The following is an 18595-nucleotide window of genomic DNA, read 5'->3' on the forward strand; positions in this document are numbered from 1 at the left end:
ATACCGAGAACAACATTACAACTGGAACGTCGTTACAATAATAAAATTTCGGAGACATCTCATGAGCCAAAGCATTCAGGCCGATCCAAATTCCAAACGTCAGTCAAGGAAGGCCGCCGCGAGCGGCTGGATCGGCTCGGCGTTGGAGTACTACGACTTTTTCATCTACGCCACCGCAGCGGCCCTGCTTTTCCCGCAGCTGTTTTTTCCGACAGACAATCCAACTGTGGGGATCATCGTTTCGCTGGCAAGCTTCGGCGTCGGATACATCGCTCGGCCAATCGGCGCCGTGGTATTAGGGCACCTGGGCGACCGACATGGACGCAAGACCGTACTGGTCTATTGCATGTTCCTGATGGGGTTTTCGACCGTGTGCATCGGGCTGCTTCCTACCTACCATCAGATCGGGGTCTGGGCGCCTGCGCTGTTGATCTTCTTGCGGCTGATTCAAGGATTTGCGGTCGCGGGAGAGGTGTCATGTGCAAGCTCCATGACCCTGGAACACGCGCCTGATGGACGTCGAGGGTATTTCGCAAGCTTTACGCTTCAAGGCGTACAAGCCGGACAACTTCTGGCGGCTGCGGTTTTCCTGCCACTCGCCCAGTTCATGCCCGCCGATCAATTTGCTGCCTGGGGCTGGCGAATTCCATTTCTGCTCAGCGCCCTGGTGCTGGTCGTCGGATGGATCATCCGCCGTGAAGTTCATGAGGCTCCCGTATTCACCGAGGCGCAGACCCAAGGCGAGATCCGTAAATTACCTGTGGTCGAAGTGATTACTCAGAGCTGGCGGGATGTGTTGCGCGTGATTGGCATGGCCCTGTCTGCGGTCCTTGCCATCCTCGCCTCCGTCTTCGGAGCGACCTATGCCGTCCAGCCTGCCTACGGCATTGGTTTCCCTTCCGGCGTGTTCATGTGGATACCGGTGTTAGGCAACTTGTGCGCCGTTATCCTTATTCCTTTCGTGGGCAAGCTCTCTGACAGGATTGGCCGCCGACCTCCGGTTATTGTGGGTGTTCTTAGCGGTGGACTCTTGTCATTTGCCTATCTCTATGCGATCAGCATTCACAACCTGTGGCTTTCGCTGATTCTCTCGCTGCTTATGTGGGGCGTGGCTTACCAGGGCTTTAACGGGGTATTCCCAAGCCTGTTCCCAGAGCTGTTCCGTACACGTGTACGTGTTACCGGCATGGCGATTGGTCAGAATATCGGCGTGGCCTGCACAGCGTTTCTGCCCGCGCTTTTCGTATCGATTGCACCTCCCGGGACGGAGAACATTCCTTTGAAAATCGGCGCATTGACGTTTGGCATCTGCGCAATCTCCGCGATTGCCGCTATCACTACGCGCGAAACGTATCGGATTCGCCTGAAGGACCTCGGTGATCCAAATGCGGTCCCGATGTCGAAAGAGGAATACGAACGGGTCCAGAAACAATCCATGGCCAGGCCGCAAGTCAATGCCGTCCAATCAGGATCAGCGACACACTCCTGACAACCTGTCCTGTTAACACCACTGCGCTGTTCAGTTGCTCTGAACAGCGACTTTTCTGTATGGGTTCATATGCATCCACGTATTACAGGCAGCACGCGTATTTATGGATTGATGGGTGACCCTATCAAGAGCGCCAAGTCCCCAATGTTGCTGAACAGGCTATTTGCCGAATCCCAGTCTGACGCCGTTTGCATTGCATTGCAGGTCGGCCCAGGCGGCCTGGCTGACTTTGTCAGAGGCATGCGAGCGGTAGGCAACCTGGCCGGCCTTCTGGTGACCATGCCGCACAAGCAGAGCATGCTCGACATCGTGGACGCTCTTCACCCTACCGCGCGTCAGGTCGGCGCCATCAACGTCGTTCGCTGCGAACCTGACGGGCGCTGGGTGGGTGCCGTGTTCGACGGACCTGGTTGCGTGCAGGGCATGCAGCGGCATGGCGTTACGCTGCTCGGGAAATCCGTTCTGCTTGTCGGAGCGGGTGGCTCGGGAAGGGCAATTGCGTTTGCCGTTGCCGCTGCGGGCGCCCGATCACTGACCATTTCAGACCTGGATCCGCGTCGCGCCCTGGAGCTTGCGCACCGCGTCGACACAGAGGGGCCTTGCGCTGTGCATGCAGGTCTCGCAGACCCAGCCGGTCATGACATCGTGATCAATGCCACCCCGCTCGGCATGAACCCCGATGACCCGATGCCGCTAGACGCACAGCGGCTGGACCCGGCGACGGTGGTGGTCGATATCATTACCCGGCCCGAACCGACTGCCTTGCTGCTCGCTGCACAGTCGCGCGGTTGCCAGACCCTTGATGGCCAGCCTATGCACCTGGGCCAGGCCCTGCTGGCCTTGAGCTTTCTGGGTTTCGAAGATATCGAGCGGCGCTACTCGGGCGGATTGTAAGTCCCCTGCTGAACGTGACCGGCTTTTCACTCTCCCCTCCTCAACATCTCCTCGAAAAAGCCAACGATGTGCACTGCCCTGGCCAGTGCACATTACCCCGTGCCTGGTGAAATTGCTGTCCAAACTGAGCACCCTGTAGGCCCACAAACAAAACGGAATCAACTTCCGTTCGTAACAGGCTCATGCTAGCCTGCTACGCAATCCCAAGGGTATCGGCAAGTTCGTCACACACTGTTTATAAGGAATGAATGCTTGAAAGTCGTTCTTCTGGAAGTAAGCCACTGGCACACCCCTCTCTACCTCGATGCCCTTGAGCGTCTGCCTGATGTGACCGTCACGGCGATATCCGATGCCACGAATTCGCGCGGTCCCGTCCTTGCGCAGCGATTCGGCGCGCAACTTTACGATCACTGGACAACCCTGCTGGATAATGAAGAGGCTGATTTTGCGTTCGCCTTTGGTCCGCACGATGAGTTGCATGCCATAGGCAAGGCATTGATCGAGCGCAATATTCCGTTCGCCATGGAGAAGCCCTGCGGGCTCACCCGGCATGAAGTCCTGGACCTGCAACAACGCGCCGAAGCCGCAGGCCTGTTCGTGGCGGTGCCGCTGGTCTGGAGGCACAGTGAGCTGCTGAACCGCCTCAAACAAGCAGCGCTGCAGAGTGGCGCCAAATGGAGAACCCAGTCGTTTCGATTCAACGCCGGGCCACCCGGACGCTACCTGACCAACAACTGCTCCTGGATGCTTGACCCAAAACGCTCGGGGGGCGGTTGCACGATCAACCTTGCCGCTCACTTCGTCGATCTGGTTCAGGAAATCTCCGGTGAACGCATTCGTAGCGTGTCTGCGGTGATGCACCGTGACCCGCAACTGACGGAAGTAGAGATCGGCTCGATGATGACTCTGGTGACCGAGAGCGGCTGCATCTGCACTATTGAAACTGGTTACAATTACCCGGCGAATACCCCTGAACAACGGGAATACTCATTTTCACTGTCAACCGATCAGTTTTACGTGCGCTCAACCCCGGATGGCTTGCGTTTGATCGACGCGACCGGACACGCCAGTGACCTTCATATGAGCCTGAACTCGGACGTGTACTACGACACCTTCGTCACCGACGTCCTCGCCCCTGACCGCGAGACTACGCATACAGGCGCCGGACTTGCAACGATGCACCGCGTCATGAGTGTCATAGAGGCTGCGTATGAGTCAGACCGCCTTGGTGGCATCCCCATCACGCTCCAGCATTCATGACGCAAGGATGGCTGGCCACGGCCAGCAACAAAGAGGACTGGAAAAATTGTCACATATCGGCCGTTACTTCAACACCCTGGAACTGCTGCTCTCGCACCCAGGCGGTCTTGCCCTGTCTGAAATCAGCGATCGGACCCAGGTCCCGATGGCCACGGCTCACCGCATATTGAGCGCGCTGCGAGAAAGAGGTTACGTTTATCAGAACGAACAGGATCATTACCGTCTGACGCTGATGATCCCCAGCATGGGCGTGAACTACATCGCTGAAACGGGCTTCGCCGGCATCATGCAACCCTTGCTCGACGAACTGGCCAGCGAAACCGGCGAACACGTTCGATTGGCGGCGGTAGCAGAGGATCACCTGACCTGGGTGCTACAGGCCACGAAAAATACCAAAGGCCTTCAGTATCGCCGTGCCCTGGATGAAAAAATCATTCCGCACACGACCGCAGCGGGCAAGGCATGGCTTGCCACCATGCGCGACGAGCGCGCCATGCGTATTCTCGCCGCCTGGGATATCGAAAACACCCGGGACTACGCGGGCCCCAATGCACGCGTTTCGATCCGCGACATCTTCGATGACATCGCCTTGATCCGCAAAGAGGGTCACGCAGTCGTTCGCGAAGAAGGTGAAGTGGGTGTGTGTGTCGTGGCGGTGGCCGTATTCGATACCTCACGACCAGACAGCTCGACCCCGGTCGCCACCCTGAGCATCGCCGGCCCCATCGCACGCATGCGTGAAGAAACGCTCGGCACTCATATCGAACGCCTGAAGCGCTCGACCATCAAGGTCGGCGAGCACTGGTCGCTGTGGACGGCGGTCAGTGGGGACTGATTCGCTGCCTGCGCGTTAATAGCGCGCAGGCGTGTTGCTGGCGTTACGGAATTTTCCAGCCTTTGGCACGCAGATCCTGCACACCCTTGTTCAGCTCATACAACGCGTTTTCTTCGCGGATGATTTCCAGCACGCAGTTTTCAATACCGCAGGTCGCGTGAACGGCCTCGCCCAATCCGATGAAGTCCACAACACCGGTACCGACCGGGTCATGACCCCATACATCTGTGCCAGTGTCGGACACATGTACAAAGTCGATGGCGGCGTGGTAAGCCAGCAGACTCGCCACAGGATCTTCACCTATATAAGCAGCATTGGCGATGTCATAGACGACCTTGACCACATCATCGTTGAGGGTGCTTACAACCTGCGCCAGCTCCGGCATGGTGGGGGTAAAGCAGTACGGCGTATTTTCCAGCAGCAAGCGCACGCCAGCTTGTTTTAGGCGACAGCCAGATCAATCACTGACTTGATGTGTTCGATGCTCTTGTGACGCATGTTCGCGGCGGGACTGGCCAGATTGATGTCATAGCCGCCGGCGTTAAGGGACCTGATCTTCGCGCCGTAAAAAAGGAGTGTCCAATGAGAGCTTTGGTCAGTAGCGGCAGTAGCGGTATCGGTGCATCTGCATGCCTGAGGATCGCGGAGGCGGCCCTTGCCCGTGGCTCGCAGCCGAAAATTGCGGTTTGCGGGCACACCCTCACCACTACGCAGGAAGAAGTCGTTGAATCCATCAGAGCCATGGGCGGTATCGCCATCGCCTTGTCCGGTGATCTCGGCAACCCTGAGGTGCCAGGCCAACTGGTGGCGGCGGCCATAGCGGAGTTCGGCGGGCTTGACGCACTGGTGGCGAATGCCGGCATCGCCAGCCCTGGTGCGATCTGTGACTTGTCCATAGAAGCCTGGGACGACATGTTCTCGGTCAATCTTCGCGGTGCCTGGCTGCTGGCCAAGGCCAGCTACCCGTATTTGCGCGAGAGCCGAGGTTCGGCATGCTTTACCTCGTCGATGTCTGGCCAGCTTCCGCATGCAGGCTCAGGCGCGTACAGCCCCACCAAAGCGGCATTGACCATGCTCGCCCAGACGCTCGCACTGGAGTGGGCGCCTGACGGCATCCGTGTCAACGTGGTGTCCCCGGGCATGACCCACACGCCGATGTCGGAAAAAATGTACGCCGATCCCCACATCAAGAAAGCACGGGAAGCAATCATCCCGCTGGCGAGAATCGGCGAGCCAATCGATATCGCCAACGTGATCGAATTTCTCGTTAGCCCCTTATCGGCCTATGTCACGGGACAGGATATATGCGTCGATGGTGGCTTCTCCAAATCGATACTGAGCCATATTCCGGGCCGGCCGAGCTCCAAATCCTGAGCATGATTGATTTACAGCTTCTTCAGTGCGCAGAAAGGAAAGCGGGTTAGTCACACAGCTTGAACCACACTGCCTTGAGTACAAGTGAGGCCGCACGAGCTTAAATGTTACGTGCGGCTTGAACTGGCCCCGGCAAATACTCAATCATTTCTGTACCGCACCCCATCGTTCACTCGCCCAGATAGGCTTTTTGCACCTGCTTGTCATGCAGCAAATCACTGGCCTGACCTTCCATCGCGATTCGCCCGCCGTCGATGACATAGGCACGCTGACAGGTTTGCAAGGCTAGCCGGGCATTCTGCTCGACCAGCAGCAGCGTCATGCCGCCTTTGACGACCTCAACGATGGTTTCGAAGATCTTCTGCACGACAATCGGCGCCAGCCCCATCGACGGCTCGTCGAGCAATAGCAGCTTGGGCTTGCCCATCAACGCCCGAGAGATGGCAAGCATCTGCTGTTCGCCGCCGGACATGGTCCCGGCCAACTGGTGCGCACGCTCCTTCAGGCGCGGGAAGATACCGAACATGCGCTCGATATCAGTCTCGATGGCTGTCTTGCCGTCGGTGCGAGAGAAGGCGCCCATTTCCAGGTTTTCATAAACAGTCAGCTTGGGAAATATGCCCCTGCCTTCGGGCACCAGCGCCAGCCCCTGACGAATCAGGTCATACCCCTTGATGCCGGCATGGGCCTGGCCATCGAAAGTTATTTGCCCGGCACTGGGGGTCAGGATACCGCCCAGGGTTTTCAGCGTCGTGGTCTTGCCCGCGCCATTGGCACCGATCAGCGCGACCATTTCACCCTCGCCGACATGAAAGTCGATACCCTTGATTGCCTGGATGGCGCCGTAGGACACCTGCAGGCCGCTTACTTGAAGAATGTTTTTCATATCAGGCCGCCGCCTCCGCCCCCAGATAAGCCTCGATCACTTTTGGATCTTTCTGAACATCCACCGGCAGGCCATCGGCGATCTTGCGACCGAATTCCAGCACGGTGACGTGATCGCACAGGCCCATGACCAGCTTGACGTCGTGTTCGATCAACAGCACGGTCTTGCCATCGCCCTTCATCTTGCACATCAGTTTGCGCAGGCCTTCGGTTTCCGAGGCGTTCATGCCGGCCGCCGGTTCATCGAGGGCGATCAACAACGGCTCGGTGGCCAGCGCACGAGCGATTTCCAGGCGGCGCTGGTCGCCATAGGACAGACTCTTGGCCAGCTCATGGGCAAGATGACCGATGCCGACATAGGCCAGCCAGTGGTGCGCCGACTGACGGATCTCACGCTCTTCCTGCACACAGGCGCGAGTGCGCAGAATGGCGCCGAAGACCCCGCTGCGGGTTCGCACGTGACGGCCGATCATCACGTTTTCCAGCACCGTCATGTTGTGAAACAGGCGAATGTTCTGGAAAGTGCGGGAGATGCCCGCCTCCACGACCTTGTAAGGCTTGCGGATATTCAGCGGTTTGCCGTCGAACTCGATGCGGCCCTCTTCAGCACGGTACAAACCGGTCAGCACATTGAACAAGGTGGTCTTGCCAGCACCGTTGGGGCCCAGCAAACCGCGAATCTCTCCACGGCGGATCGACAGATCGATGCCGTGCAGCGCCTGCAGGCCGCCGAAGAACTTGCTCACCGAATGCAGTTGCAGCAGTACGTCACTCATACCTTGTCCGCCTCTTTGACCGGATATTCGAAAGCTTGCGAAGGAGCGTCATGCACCGTCACGGTCAGCGCCGCCTCTGGCTGAGCCGGTTGCGGGTCGCCATCATGCAGTTCGGCACGGCGGCGATTCGATGGCCACAGGCCTTCGGGGCGGTAGCGCATCACCAGGATCAGCGCCAGGCCGAACACCAGCATGCGCAGGGTCGAGGCATCGAGGATGTTGCGCAGCACTTCTCGGCTGACGAAGGTCACGTTGTCCATGATGAACGGCTGGATCCAGTTGACCAGGTCGCGGAATACCTCAGGCATGGTCGACAGGATCAGGGCGCCCAGCACCACGCCGCGAATCGAGCCCATACCGCCGAGCACTACCATGGCCAGGACCATGATCGACTCCATCAAGGTGAACGATTCGGGGCTGACAAAGCCCTGATAGCTGGAAAACAGCACTCCGGAGACCCCGCCGAAGGTCGCGCCCATGGCGAAGGCCAGCAGTTTCAGGTTGCGCTTGTTCAGGCCCATGGCTTCGGCGGCCACTTCATCTTCGCGCAGCGCCATCCAGGCCCGGCCGATGCGCGAGACCTCAAGGCGCTTGGAGAGAATGATCGAAAAAATCACGATCACCAGAAAGAACAGGTAATAGCTGATCACCGGCGTAACGGTCAGCCCGAACAGGTTCCAGGTCTGTTGCAACGACACGATCGCCTCGGGCGCGTTGCCGGCGGCATACGACCAGCCGGCGCCGTCCATGTGCAGTGGCGCGATGTTGCTGATGCCTTGCGGGCCGTTGGTGAGATTGACCGGTTGATCGAGGTTGTTCATGAAGATGCGGATGATCTCGCCGAAGCCCAGGGTCACGATGGCCAGATAGTCGCCGCGCAGCTTGAGCACCGGCGCACCGATCAAGACCCCGCAAATGGCGGCGACCACGGCGGCGACCGGGATGATCATCCACAGCGGCCAGTTGAGTACGTCCTCGACCAGACCGGCCACGTGCAAATGCGGCGAGGCCAGCAAGGCGTACAGGTAGGCACCGATGGCGTAGAAGCCGATGTAGCCCATGTCGAGCAGGCCGGCATAGCCGATCACGATGTTCAGGCCCAGCGCCAGCAGCACATAGAGCATGGCAAAGCCGAGGATACGCACCCAGGTCGGGCCTAGAAACGGAATGGCTTCGACCAGGAACGGCAGGGCCACGAAGCCCAGGATCAACAAGGCGTATTGCAGGTTCGGATTGTTTCTCATCTGTGACAAGCTCCTAGGCACGATCGGCCTGGCGTTCACCCATCAGCCCGTTGGGACGGAAAAGCAGGACCAGAATGAGCACGGCGAAGGCGAAGATGTCCTGGTAGTTAGCGCCCAGAAAGCCCCCGGTCAGTTGCCCGGTGTAACCGGCAGCCAGCGATTCGATAAGGCCCAGCAGCAAGCCGCCGGCCATGGCGCCGAACAGATTGCCGATGCCGCCCAGTACCGCAGCAGAAAAGGCTTTCAGACCCAGCAGCAAGCCCATGTAGGCGTCGGCCTGGCCGTAGTTGACGGCGCGCATGACGCCGGCGATGGCCCCCAGCGCGGCACCGATCAGAAAGGTCGCGCTGATCACCCGGTTGATATTGATGCCCATCAGCCCGGCGACTTCCTGATTCTGTGCGGTGGCGCGCATGGCCTTGCCCAGGCGGGTCTTGTCGACCAGCAGCCACAGGCCGAGCATGATCACCACCGAGATGATCATGATGCTCATCTGCACGTTGGTGATGGTGGCGCCGAACACCTCGATCGGGTGAGTCTCGATCACCTCGGGGAAGGTTTTGTAGCCGCGCCCCCAGATCATCATGGCCAGGTTCTGCAGGAAAATCGAAATGCCGATGGCGAGAATAAGCGGGGTCAGGCGCGGCGCCTTGCGCAGTGGCCGATAGGCAAATTTCTCCATGCCCTGGGCCATCAGCATGCACACGATGGCCGCCACCATAATGGCCAGCAGCAAGGTGATGATGCCAGGGGCAAAGCCAAAGCCTGCGAGCATGGTCAGCACCGAAATGGTGACCATGGCGCCGATCATGACGACTTCGCCATGGGCGAAGTTAATCAGGCCGATGATGCCGTAAACCATGGTGTAGCCCAGGGCCACGAGCGCATAGATGCTGCCCAGAACCAGGCCGTTAAGAACCTGCTGGAACAAGATATCGAAGTTGCCTTCCACGAGCTGAATCCTCAAGACTGCATTTGGGTCGGCCGTGCCTGCGTACGGCAGCAGACACGGCGACGGGCTTGGCAGGTCAGAAATGAGCGTTTCTTATTGTCGCGAACCGGGCAGGTCCGCTTGTTGTAATGGGCACAGCAATGATCAGTCGCGTTCTACCGACAGGGTTTTCCAGGCACCGTCGGTGAACTGGAAGATGGTTGCCGCCGGGTTCTTCAGGTTGCCGAACTCGTCAAAGGCGATGGTGCCGGTCACGCCTTCGTAACTGGAAGTCTTGAGTACCGGCAGGTACACCGCAGGGTCCGCCGACTGCGCCTTGACCATCGCGCTGATTGCCGCCCAGGTGGCGTCGTACGCCGCAGGCGACGACTGCACCACGCCCATGCCGAATTTGTCCTTGAGCTTTTGCTCGAAGGCCGCACCCTTGGGCATATCTTGCAGCGGGGTGCCGTAGTTCCAGGCATAGGTGCCTTCGGCGGCGCTGCCGGCCATCTTCTTGAACTCGTCGTTGGGCAGGTTGCCGATGTTCATGAACTTCGCCTTGAGGCCCAGATTCTTCATCTGCTTGGCCATCGGTGCAGCCTGATAGTCGAGCGCGGCGAAGAACACGGCATCGGCCTTTTGTGCCTTGGCGGTGGTCAGGATCGCGTTGAAGTCGGTGGACTTGTCATTGGTGTATTCGCGCACCACCACGTTGCCGCCAGCGGCCTTGACCGCCTTGGTAACCTCGTCGGCCAGACCCTGGCCATAGGCGGTGCGATCATCGAAGATCGCAATGCGCTTGGCGTCGAGTTTGCTGACCAGGTAGTTGCCGGCGTAGCGGCCCAGGGTGGCATCATCGTTGACCACACGGAACACCGACTTGATGCCCTGCCTGGTGAGCGCCGGGTTGGTCGCCGAGGGCGAGATTTGCGGGATACCGGCGTCGCCGTAGATCTTCGAAGCAGGAATACTGGTGCCCGAGTTGTAGTGGCCGATGACCACCGCCACCTTGGCATCGACCAGACGCTGGGCCACGGCGGTGCCAGTGCGCGGGTCGGCCACATCGTCCTCGGCCACCAGCTTGAACTCGACGACCTTGTCATCCAGTTTCAGCCTTTGCTGGTTAGCCTCTTCGATGGCGATACTGACACCGTGCTCGACATCGAGCCCCTGATGCCCGGAGGGCCCTGTCAGCGGACCGGCAAAGCCGATCCGTACTACCTGCGCGCCATCTGCCTGCACTGTCCCGATACCCACCCATGTGGCCATGACGGTAGCAAGGGCGGTCAGACCCAGACTCTTCTTATTCATTCTCAGCTCCCCAGAATTGATCGGACGAACGTTCGAGCGCAAGGCGGGCCATGTTGAAGACCCGCAAGGACGGCCAGCCCCACACCCCACTTGTAAGATAACAGTCAGCAGGCAACTGTCAATTGGTATATGCTTGAGGAATTGTAAAAGGCCGGCGCTGCACAAAACCGAGGCATAAAAAGCCACGTAATGGCGGGGCCGCACCATTACAAGTCAGTTGTTTGATAACATACGGGCCAAAACCGATACGGCACCGCCAAGCGTGCGCAAGCCGTTAAAAACAGCTCATTTGCCGTTTGACTGAACAGGCGGGCTGTTCAAGTATTCACCTACCGTGATCAGTGTCAGGAGCTACATATCTATGAATGCGTCGTTAGGTACGCGCAGGGCCAATCTGGCCGAGACAGTGATTCAGGAGCTGTCCAACCGGATCGACACCGGCATCTATGGGCCGGGTCAGAAATTGCCGTCCGAGCAAGAGCTGTGCAAGGAATTCAGCGTCAGCCGCCCGGTGGTCCGCGAAGCGGTTGCTTCATTACGCCTGGGCGGACGCCTGATCGCACGCCAGGGCGTGGGCGTGTTCGTGGTCGAGCAAGACGTCAAACGCCTGGGCTTTGCCCTCAGCACCGCTGTCGACGACATCCGCGCCGCCGCGCAGATTCTTGAATTGCGTCTTGGCATCGAGACCGAGTCGGTGGCCCGAGCTGCCGAGCGCCGTAGCCCCACCAGCATGGCGCAGATCACTGAGGCCTTCGACCGCTTCAATGCCCTGGACGGCTCCAGCCTGGAAGAAGAAGCCAAAGCCGATTTCGAGTTTCATCTGGCCATTGCCCGGGCGACCAACAACCCGCACTTCACGCAACTGCTTGAGGCGCTGGGCCCAGACATTATCTTCGACCTGAACCTCAAGCACGGCCAGTCCACCGGCAAGAATCGTCTGGCGCACATCAAAAAGATCGGTCGCGAGCACGGCGCAATTGTGTCGGCGATCAGCATGGGCGATGTCGGCGCAGCCCGCACCGCGCTGCGCAAGCACCTTGAAGAAAGCCTGTCGCGCTATCAGCGCCTGGTCGATAGCGGAGCCTAGGTCCTGCTCAACCCAGGCCCAGACAGACGTATTTGATCTCCAGGTAGTCCTCGATCCCGTAGCGCGAGCCTTCACGCCCCAGCCCCGACGATTTCACGCCGCCAAACGGTGCGACCTCGGTGGCGAGCACGCCGACGTTGACGCCGACCATGCCGTATTCCAACGCCTCGGATACGCGCCAGATACGGCCCACGTCGCGCGCGTACAGGTAACAGGCCAGACCGAATTCAGTGTCATTGGCCTGGCGGATGACCTCTGCTTCGCTGCTGAAACGAAAGATCGGCGCCACCGGGCCGAAAATTTCCTCACGGGCCACGCGCATGCCAGGCTGCACGTCGGCCAGCAAGGTCGGCTCGAAGAACGCCTCTCCAAGGGCGTGGCGCTTGCCACCGGCGACCAGCCGCGCACCGCCGTCCACGGCCTCGCGCACCAGTTGCTCGACCCCGGCTACGGCCTTGGCGTCGATCATCGGCCCGATGTTGGTGCCGGCATCAAAGCCGTTGCCGATACTCAGATCATTGACCCGCCAGGCAAACTTCTCGACGAAACGGTCGTAGATGCCGTCCTGAATGTAAAAGCGGTTGGCACACACGCAGGTCTGACCACTATTGCGGAACTTGGCGATCAGCGCGCCTTCTACGGCGGCGTCCAGATCTGCATCGTCGAACACGATAAACGGCGCATTGCCGCCCAGTTCGAGGGTGACTTTCTTCACAGTGGCCGCCGACTGTTGCAGCAATTGGATGCCGATCGGCGTCGAGCCGGTAAACGACAGCTTGCGCACCACCGGGCTGGCGGTCAGTTCGCCGCCAATGGCTGCCGAATCACCGGTGACCACGCTCAGCACGCCGACCGGAATACCCGCCCGCTCGGCCAGTACACACAGGGCCAAAGCACTGTACGGCGTCTGTGAGGCTGGCTTGAGCACCAGGGTGCAACCCGCGGCCAGCGCCGGTGCCGCCTTGCGGGTGATCATCGCGGCCGGAAAGTTCCACGGCGTGATCGCGGCACAAACACCAATCGGCTCCTTGGTGACAATCAGCCGCCGGTCGGCATTGGGCGATGCAATGACATCGCCATAAATGCGCTTGCCCTCTTCGGCGTAGAACTCGACATAGGCGGCGGCAAAGGCGATTTCAACTCGCGACTCGGCCAGAGGCTTGCCCTGCTCGGCGGTCATGATCTGCGCCAGGTCTTCCTGATGCAGCATGATCTCCCGAAACCAGGCCTGCAGCCGTACTGCGCGCTCTTTGGCAGTCAGCTTGCGCCAGGCCGGCAAAGCCGCTTCAGCGGCGGCAATCGCGCGACGGGTTTCGCCCGCGCCCATGCGCGGCACGGTGCCTAGCGCATGACCGGTGGCCGGGTCTGTCACAGTGAGGGTCTGGCCGCTGTCGGCGGCTAGCCATTGTCCATCGATGTAGCAACGGTCACGCAGCAGATCGGGATCGGCGAGTTTCATACGCAGAGGCTCTTGGGCAACTTGAGAAAAAAGCGGGAGGCAGAACGCACTCCCGCAAGAGGTTAATCAACGCGAGGCCAGAGCCTTTTCGCGGATCTGGCTGAGGGTCATGCGCGGGGTCAGGGCTTCGGGGTCGATCTGAATTTCGATCAGCGCTGCCGTACCCGCCGCCTGGGCGCGTCGGAACGCCTCCACGAACTGCTCGGTGCGAGTCACGGTTTCACCGTGCAGGCCGTAGGCGCGAGCCAGGGCGGCAAAATCCGGATTATGCAGGTCGGTGCCCGAGACACGGCCCGGATAGCTGCGCTCCTGGTGCATGCGGATGGTGCCGTACATGCCGTTGTTGATTACGATCACGATAAGACCCGCACCGTAGTGCGCCGCCGTCGCCAGCTCCTGGCCGTTCATCATGAAGCAGCCGTCGCCGGCAAAGGCCACCACGGTGCGCTGCGGATAAGTCAGCTTGGCCGCGACCGCCGCCGGCACGCCGTAGCCCATCGAGCCGTTGGTTGGCCCCAACAATGTGCGGAAGGTGCGGTGCTGGTAACCGCGATGCACCCAGCCGGTGTAGTTGCCGGCGCCACAGGTCAGGATACTGTCGTGGGGCAGGTTGTCGTTGAGCCAGGCAATGACCTCACTCATCTGCACCTGACCCGGCGAGCGCGGGCACTCGAAGTTGGCGCGATAGCCGCTGCTGAGGCGTGCAACCCACTCGCTGAAAGCCTGCGGCTTGCCAGCGGGCAGCGCCGCCAGTTGCGCGGTGATGCGGCTAATACCGGCATTGATTGCCAGAGTCGGCTGATAGACCCGACCCAGCTCTTCGATACCCTGGTGGATGTGGATCAGTTTCTGCCTGGGCACCGGAATGTTCACCAGCGAATAACCACCGGTGCTCATTTCGCCCAGTCGGGCACCGATCACCAGCAGCAGGTCGGCGCTTTTCACCGCCTCGACCAGTTCGGGGCCGGCGGCCAGGCCAAGATCGCCGGCGTAGTTGGGTTGCGTGTTATCGAACAGGTCCTGGCAGCGGAACGAGGCCGCCACCGGCAGATTCTGGGTTTCGATAAAGCGCCGCACATCGCTGACCGCCTGCTGGTTCCAGCCGCCCCCGCCGAGGATCACCAGCGGCCGCTGCGCTTCACCGATCAGACTCTGTAGCTGTTTCAGATCCTCAAGCGCCGCCGCCGGCTCGATGCGTTTGGCGGGACCGGCGTCGACCACCGTCACCAGGTCGGTGAGCATGTCTTCGGGCAAGGCTACCACTACCGGACCCGGACGGCCGTTGATGGCACGATGGAAAGCCTGACTCAGCAGTTCAGGCAGGCGTGCGGCGTCGTCGACATCGACGATCCATTTGGCCATCTGGCCGAACATGCGTCGGTAGTCGATTTCCTGAAAGGCCTCACGCTCGACCTGATCGCGGGCCACCTGGCCGATGAACAGGATCATCGGCGTGGAGTCCTGAAACGCGGTGTGCACGCCCACCGAGGCGTTGGTCGCGCCAGGACCACGGGTGACGAAACAGATACCCGGCTTGCCGGTCAGCTTGCCATAAGCCTCGGCCATGTAAGCCGCACCACCTTCCTGGCGGCAGACGATCAGCTCGATATCGTCCCTGGCGTCGTGCAGCGCATCGAGTACCGCCAGGTAGCTTTCGCCGGGCACGCAGAAAGCGCGGTCGACGCCGTTGCTGCGCAGGGCATCGACCAGTACCTGACCGCCAGTGCGCGGCGTGTTGTCAGCAGTGTTCATCTTGTTGTTCTCCATCAGGCGCGTGGGTCAGATGACCGAGTCTTCCAGAAAAGGCTTGTTGTCGATGACCCGCTGATAAGACAGCGCGCCCAAGTCCAGCGAACGATAGCCGCCGTAAGCAATCAGCTCGGACAGACCGCGCCCGATGGCCGGAGCCTGCTGCAGACCGTGGCCGCTGAAGCCGTTGCAGAACAGAAAGTTGTCGACTTCGTTGTGCGGCCCGACGATAGCGTTGTGGTCGAGTACGCAGAAGTCGTAATGCCCGGCCCAGAAGTTGACCACTTTGATGCCTTCGAACGCCGGCACGCGCTCGGCGAGGATCGGCCAGACCTCTTCGTCGAACTCTTCGTGCAGCACATCGAAGTCGTCGAAATCCACTTGCGGATCGTGTTTGGGGTAAGTGCCGCCCAGATAGAACTGGCCTTCGGGGCGAAAGAACACGCCGGTCGGGTCGATGGTCAGCGGCACGGTGCCTTGCAGCGGGGTGCGGCAGTCGAAGACGAACAGCGAGCGGCGACGCGGCTCGACCGGAATGTCCAGCCCGGCCATGCGCGCCACCTGGGTGCCACGGGTGCCCGCACAGTTGACCAGAATGCCGCAGCCGATGGTTTCGCCGCTGGCCAGGGTCACGCCGGTAACGCGGTCGCCCTGGCGCTGGATACTCACCACCTGGTTTTCGATGTACTCGATGCCCAGCGAGCGCGCCTTGCGGCGAAAGCCCTGGAGCATGCCGAGGCTGTCGAACCAGCCCTCGCCGCTTTTGCCATAGCTGGCACCAGCAAGGCTGTCAGGGTTGACCCACGGGAATTTCTGCAGCAGTTGGTCGACATCCAGCAGCTTGACGTCGGCGCCATGCGCGATCTGGGTGTCATGCAGGCGGCGCAGCACTTCATAGCCCTTGTCGTCGCCCAGGAACAGGTAGCCATTCTCGTGGAAAGCCAGGTCCGGGCGGTCGCCGTCAACTTCCATCACGTCCGGGAAGTTGCGCACGAACTCGGCGCCGAACTTCGAGATTTCAATGTTGATCGGGTTGGAAAACTGCTGGCGGATCGAGCTGCTGGACAACGCGGTGGCCGACTTGTTGTAGGTCCAGTCGCGCTCGATGACCAGCACCGAGCCGGTGAAATCCGGATTATTGGCCAGAAAGTAGGCGGTGGAACTGCCGTTCACCGCGCCGCCGACGATCACCACATCGTAATTGTGTTGTTTAGCCGTTGAAGCCATGGCGCAAGCCCTCTTCTGATGTGGCGTTATTGAGCGTCTTCAAAGTGACCGGCACCGGCAAAGTTGCCGCCGTGATAGCGCGCCGCCGGCTCGTTGGCGTCCAGCGGAGGGTGCTCGGCCAGGACCTGTTCGCGGTAGTTGTCGGCGCTGTCCTTGGGCTGGTAGCCCAGCGAAGAGGCCATGCGGTTGTCCCACAGGCTTTCGCGGTTGTTCGACATGCCGTAGACGATCATGTGCCCGACCCGTGGCGCCAGCAGCGAGCGCTCGCACAGTTGCGCGAAGTCGTCGAACGACAGCCAGGTGGCCAGCATGCGGCGGTCCAGCGGCTTCTCGAACGAAGAGCCGATGCGCAGGTTTACCGACTCGATGCCGAACTTGTCCCAGTAGTAGCGGCCCAGGTCCTCGGCAAAGCACTTGCTCAGCCCGTACAGGCTGTCGGGGCGGTGTGCGACGCTGGCGTCGAGCGTCTCGGTGCGGTCGTAAAAGCCAATAGCGTGGTTCGAGCTGGTATAGATGACGCGCTTGACGCCCTGCTGGCGAGCGGCTTCGTAGACGTTGTAGGTGCCGACGATATTGCCGTTGAGGATGTTGGCGAAGGTGTTTTCCAGCGGCACGCCACCGGCATGCAGAATCATATCGACGCTTTCAGCCAGCGCCAGCACATCGGCAAAATTGCCCAGGTCGCAGCGCACCAGCTCTTCGTGCGCGGCAGCGGTGCCCAGGTCGGCGATGTCGGTCAGGCGCAGTTCGTCGGCAAAGGCCTGCATGTGCTTGCGCAGCACACGGCCCAGACGGCCGGCGGCACCGGTGATCAACAAACGTTTGAATGGCTTGCTCATGACTTGCCTCAATGAATTCGTGGGAATCAGGCCAGACTGGCAAAGGCGTCGCGCAACTGCGCCAGCGCCTGTTCCAGTTCGTGCCGCGAGGTGGCGAAAGACAAACGGATGTAGGGCTCCAGACCAAACGCCGAGCCCGGCACGCTAGCCACCTTGCCGACGCGCAACAGATAAGCAGACAGCTCGGCGTCGTTGCTGATCACCTCGCCGCCAGGGGTGCGCTTGCCAATGAACGCCGCGACATTGGGGAAGGCATAGAAAGCACCCTCGGGCATTTGCAAGGTCAGCCCGTCGATGGCCGCCAGGCCCTCGACCACCATGGCGCCACGCGCCTGGTACTCGCGATTGGCGTCGCGAACAAAATCCTGCGGACCGTTGAGCGCCGCCACGGCCGCCAGTTGGGAAATCGCCGACGGGCACGTCGTGGTCTGCGACTGGGTCTTGTTCATCGCCACGATCAGGTCTTGGGGACCTGCCGCATAGCCCAGGCGGTAGCCGGTCATGGCGTAGGCCTTGGACACGCCATTGATCAGCAAGGTGCGCCCGCGCAGTTGCGGGCAAGCGTTGACGAACGACACGAACGGTTGCGCGCCCAACACGATGTGCTCGTAGATCTCGTCAGAGATCACCAGCACTCTAGGGTGACGGTCCAGCACTTTGCCCAGCGCAGCGAACTCCTGCTCGGTGTAGATCGATCCAGTAGGGTTATTCGGCGAGTTCAGCATCAGCCAGCGGGTCTTGGGTGTAATCGCCGCTTCCAGGGCATCGGCATCCAGCTTGAAGCCGGTTTCGGCACCGCACGGAATCACCACCGGCACACCACCATTGAGTTTGACCATGTCGGTGTACGACACCCAGTACGGCGCCGGGGTGATCACTTCGTCGCCCGGCTCCAGAGTCGACAGGAAGGCGTTGAATAACAGTTGCTTGGCACCGTTGGCCACGCAGATTTCGTCCAGGCCGAAGACCAGGCCGTTTTCACGGGCGAATTTGTCGACGATCGCCTGGCGCAGTGCGGTATAGCCGTTGGGCGCGGTGTAATGGTTGTTGCCCGCCAGCATGGCCTGGTGAGCGGCTTCGATGACATGGGCCGGCACATTGAAGTCCGGCTCGCCCAAGCTCAGGTTGATGACCGGTTCGCCCTTGGCCAGCATCTGCTGGGCCAGCACTGAAACGGCCATGCTTGGCGAGCTTTTCACCGACTGTACGCGGGAGCTCTGGAAATTCATGGG

Annotated in this window: 17 protein-coding genes; 6 read left to right on the forward strand and 11 right to left on the reverse strand. The window is 60.4% G+C overall.

Annotated features, from left to right (window positions below; genetic code table 11):
* The first annotated feature begins 61 nt into the window (after positions 1-61).
* From ACYP2A_RS19705 to ACYP2A_RS19720, 4 genes are all read left to right on the forward strand, one after another.
* Positions 62-1489 (forward strand): MFS transporter, encoded by a 1428-nt coding sequence (locus ACYP2A_RS19705; RefSeq protein WP_459747465.1) that lies wholly within the window; start codon positions 62-64, stop codon positions 1487-1489.
* A gap of 111 nt (positions 1490-1600) precedes the next feature.
* Positions 1601-2383, forward strand: a complete 783-nt coding sequence (locus ACYP2A_RS19710; RefSeq protein ID WP_459747466.1) for a shikimate dehydrogenase family protein — start codon at positions 1601-1603, stop codon at positions 2381-2383.
* Between the two features lie 252 nt (positions 2384-2635).
* The gene (locus tag ACYP2A_RS19715; RefSeq protein ID WP_459747467.1) at positions 2636-3643 is read left to right on the forward strand and encodes a Gfo/Idh/MocA family protein; all 1008 of its coding nucleotides are present in this window, start codon (positions 2636-2638) and stop codon (positions 3641-3643) included.
* Positions 3644-3689: 46 nt separating this feature from the next.
* Positions 3690-4478 (forward strand): IclR family transcriptional regulator, encoded by a 789-nt coding sequence (locus tag ACYP2A_RS19720; protein ID WP_459747468.1) that lies wholly within the window; start codon positions 3690-3692, stop codon positions 4476-4478.
* 43 nt (positions 4479-4521) lie between these two features.
* On the opposite strand, the gene ACYP2A_RS19725 is transcribed toward ACYP2A_RS19720, so the two are convergent.
* A complete protein-coding gene (locus ACYP2A_RS19725) occupies positions 4522-4908 on the reverse strand; it encodes a sugar phosphate isomerase/epimerase family protein (protein ID WP_459747469.1) in 387 nt (128 codons plus the stop codon).
* Between the two features lie 152 nt (positions 4909-5060).
* Between ACYP2A_RS19725 and ACYP2A_RS19730 the strand changes: the two genes are divergently transcribed.
* Positions 5061-5852 carry an SDR family NAD(P)-dependent oxidoreductase gene (locus ACYP2A_RS19730; protein WP_459747470.1) on the forward strand — a complete coding sequence of 264 codons (792 nt, stop codon included), beginning with the start codon at positions 5061-5063 and terminating at the stop codon, positions 5850-5852.
* Between the two features lie 169 nt (positions 5853-6021).
* Here the strand turns inward: ACYP2A_RS19730 and ACYP2A_RS19735 are convergent, their stop codons facing one another.
* From ACYP2A_RS19735 to ACYP2A_RS19755, 5 genes are all read right to left on the reverse strand, one after another.
* A complete protein-coding gene (locus ACYP2A_RS19735; RefSeq protein ID WP_459747471.1) occupies positions 6022-6738 on the reverse strand; it encodes an ABC transporter ATP-binding protein in 717 nt (238 codons plus the stop codon).
* 1 nt (position 6739) lies between these two features.
* Entirely contained in the window at positions 6740-7513 is a 774-nt protein-coding gene (locus tag ACYP2A_RS19740) for an ABC transporter ATP-binding protein (protein ID WP_459747472.1), read from the reverse strand.
* A complete protein-coding gene (locus ACYP2A_RS19745) occupies positions 7510-8757 on the reverse strand; it encodes an ABC transporter permease subunit (RefSeq protein WP_459747473.1) in 1248 nt (415 codons plus the stop codon). The genes ACYP2A_RS19740 and ACYP2A_RS19745 overlap by 4 nt, the downstream gene beginning before the upstream one ends.
* A 13-nt stretch (positions 8758-8770) precedes the next feature.
* Complete coding sequence (locus ACYP2A_RS19750) at positions 8771-9709, reverse strand: branched-chain amino acid ABC transporter permease (protein WP_459747474.1); 939 nt, start codon at positions 9707-9709, stop codon at positions 8771-8773.
* Between the two features lie 144 nt (positions 9710-9853).
* Positions 9854-11002: a branched-chain amino acid ABC transporter substrate-binding protein gene (locus ACYP2A_RS19755; protein WP_459747475.1), complete on the reverse strand. Its 1149-nt coding sequence runs from the start codon at positions 11000-11002 to the stop codon at positions 9854-9856.
* A 361-nt stretch (positions 11003-11363) separates the two neighbouring features.
* Here ACYP2A_RS19755 and ACYP2A_RS19760 point away from each other — a divergent pair, with 361 nt between their 5' ends.
* Positions 11364-12089: a FadR/GntR family transcriptional regulator gene (locus ACYP2A_RS19760; protein ID WP_459747476.1), complete on the forward strand. Its 726-nt coding sequence runs from the start codon at positions 11364-11366 to the stop codon at positions 12087-12089.
* A 7-nt stretch (positions 12090-12096) separates the two neighbouring features.
* Here the strand turns inward: ACYP2A_RS19760 and ACYP2A_RS19765 are convergent, their stop codons facing one another.
* The 5 genes from ACYP2A_RS19765 to ACYP2A_RS19785 form a co-directional block, all read right to left on the reverse strand.
* Positions 12097-13548 (reverse strand): NAD-dependent succinate-semialdehyde dehydrogenase, encoded by a 1452-nt coding sequence (locus ACYP2A_RS19765; RefSeq protein ID WP_459747477.1) that lies wholly within the window; start codon positions 13546-13548, stop codon positions 12097-12099.
* A gap of 66 nt (positions 13549-13614) precedes the next feature.
* The gene (locus ACYP2A_RS19770; protein WP_459747478.1) at positions 13615-15300 is read right to left on the reverse strand and encodes a thiamine pyrophosphate-binding protein; all 1686 of its coding nucleotides are present in this window, start codon (positions 15298-15300) and stop codon (positions 13615-13617) included.
* Positions 15301-15327: 27 nt separating this feature from the next.
* On the reverse strand, positions 15328-16524 hold the full coding sequence (locus tag ACYP2A_RS19775) for an NAD(P)/FAD-dependent oxidoreductase (RefSeq protein ID WP_459747479.1): 1197 nt from the start codon (positions 16522-16524) through the stop codon (positions 15328-15330).
* Positions 16525-16550: 26 nt separating this feature from the next.
* A complete protein-coding gene (locus tag ACYP2A_RS19780) occupies positions 16551-17363 on the reverse strand; it encodes an NAD-dependent epimerase/dehydratase family protein (RefSeq protein WP_459747480.1) in 813 nt (270 codons plus the stop codon).
* A gap of 26 nt (positions 17364-17389) precedes the next feature.
* Positions 17390-18592, reverse strand: coding sequence for a pyridoxal phosphate-dependent aminotransferase (locus tag ACYP2A_RS19785; protein WP_459747622.1), 1203 nt, complete (start codon positions 18590-18592; stop codon positions 17390-17392).
* Positions 18593-18595: the final 3 nt, after the last annotated feature.

This window comes from Pseudomonas sp. 3A(2025) (assembly GCF_054589175.1).